Below are 1,615 nucleotides of genomic sequence, written 5' to 3'. Positions count from 1 at the left end.
TCGCCGAGGCTGCGCGCTACGCCCTCGCGAAACAATGGATGGTCGTCGACAATGGCAATGCGGATGGCGTGGGTCACCATGTTGAATTATCATCAGGCGCCAACGCATTCCAATCAACAGGGCAGTTAAGGCTAACGAAGTGTTGGCGGGGCCCCGCGCACGAGATCGGTCCACCAGATCCGAATGCTATTGAAGAAATTCTGCATTTCATAGCCGAGCTTGCTGGCGCGACCGCGGTGAAATGAACGAACGCCGCCTGCTTGCCGCACTGGCCCGAGCGGGGGCAAGCCTGACGGATTTCCTAGCCTCTTTGCACTGGCCAGATGACAGAAAGCTGATTCATCCAGCGGAACGGGATAGGACCGGTGACGCCGCCTACAGCTAGATAGTGCCGGTCTGTATGATCCATTCCAGCAAGTTGGAATCTACGTCATCGCTATCCGTATAGTCGCGGATCAAAAGCGCAGCCTCGTCACGCCATCGGTCCTCTGGGATGTTCTTTTCGATAATGCATTTTACGAAGGCGCCGCGCAGGACATCGCAGTCGGACACCGATATACTTGGCCGGGTCATGACGCCAATCTCCCATTACCAGCGAAAGCGCGACTAACATTGTCGAACGTGGCGCCTCCGCAAATGTTCCGCGATCCGACCTCAGTACGCCGGGCATAGACCTAGGTCCTAACTCAGACAAAAAAGGTCGGAGAAGTGGGATATCAGGGAACGCTTGTCCAACAGATGGATTGACTTGGCGACCGTTGATCAACGTCCCTTCTTCGCTGGTCCTTGGTTCCGCCGCCTTCCTTCCCGAGGGGCGGCGGAACTTTCTTGCAGTTTCCCCATCGCGCCAGGAACGATTGAAGTGATGAATCACGTCGAAATTTCGCCAGTCCTCGATACCCGCTTGGCCTCACTCAGGGCTAGGATGAGCGATGCGCGCGTGACAGAGGCAGACATCAAGACCTTTCAGAAGGTCGCAACCATCATGGGTGGAGCGAGCGGCCGCATTGACGGCGATGACCTAATTGCAGCTTCTTTCGTCCTCGACGACAAGGCTGGTTACCCTTAAATTCTACATGCATCGACGGCCCGTCAGCGCCAGGCCCGTCCGGAAGAGCTTTGTCGAGTGTCCGGTCTGTGGCCGGTCCGTCGACTTGCCGGTGCCAGCTAATGCACCACGCCTCGCACGAGCATGATCCTCGCCTGAAACGCAAAAAGCCCGCCACCCTCAGGGCGAAGGTGACGGGCTCCCGTCGTTGCAAGTCGAGGGGACATGACTGGCTATCGCTGCAACGAGCTGGTTTATTTTAGGTTCCGCTAAGATAAAAAAGCCCGCCGGCTTGGGCAGCGGGCAAGGTCTCATGGAGACGATGCACTGAATGGGCCAGTGCAATAAGCCAATTTCGTCGGCGAAGAGATGTTCCAGGCATCCGGCAATTTGTCTTTGGCCGCGCGGCCGGGGATTCACACACAAAACGTATGGGCGCCCATCATTCCATCTCTGGTACATGAAGGCGAAGGGGCGGGTATCTCTCCGATCAGCCGGCGCCGCCATCTTGATGCCCCTGCCGGTTAGGCCCGGTGCTTACTGGCCTACCCGCCCCAGGTGCCGGGC

General features: G+C 57.8%; 3 protein-coding genes. 2 read left to right on the top strand and 1 reads right to left on the bottom strand.

Annotated elements, in window-relative coordinates; translation table 11 throughout:
• Positions 1-245, top strand: a 245-nt coding sequence (locus tag ACWGTI_RS32390; RefSeq protein ID WP_454590647.1) for a hypothetical protein, incomplete at its 5' end; no start/stop codon positions are given.
• Positions 246-381: 136 nt separating this feature from the next.
• Here ACWGTI_RS32390 and ACWGTI_RS32385 read toward each other — a convergent pair.
• Entirely contained in the window at positions 382-573 is a 192-nt protein-coding gene (locus ACWGTI_RS32385; protein ID WP_454590646.1) for a hypothetical protein, read from the bottom strand.
• A 292-nt stretch (positions 574-865) separates the two neighbouring features.
• Between ACWGTI_RS32385 and ACWGTI_RS32380 the strand changes: the two genes are divergently transcribed.
• Positions 866-1,069, top strand: coding sequence for a hypothetical protein (locus ACWGTI_RS32380; RefSeq protein WP_454590645.1), 204 nt, complete (start codon positions 866-868; stop codon positions 1,067-1,069).
• The last annotated feature ends 546 nt before the right edge of the window (positions 1,070-1,615 follow it).

The sequence above is a fragment of the Mesorhizobium sp. ArgA1 genome (assembly GCF_053714375.1).
Note: the sequence above shows the minus strand (reverse complement) of the source record. Positions and strands in the feature narration are given on the sequence as shown.

Excerpts from the sequence above, each read along its gene's own strand:
- ACWGTI_RS32385 (WP_454590646.1), bottom strand. The coding sequence starts at position 573 with ATGACCCGGCCAAGTATATCGGTGTCCGACTGCGATGTCCTGCGCGGC.
- ACWGTI_RS32380 (WP_454590645.1), top strand. The coding sequence starts at position 866 with ATGAATCACGTCGAAATTTCGCCAGTCCTCGATACCCGCTTGGCCTCA.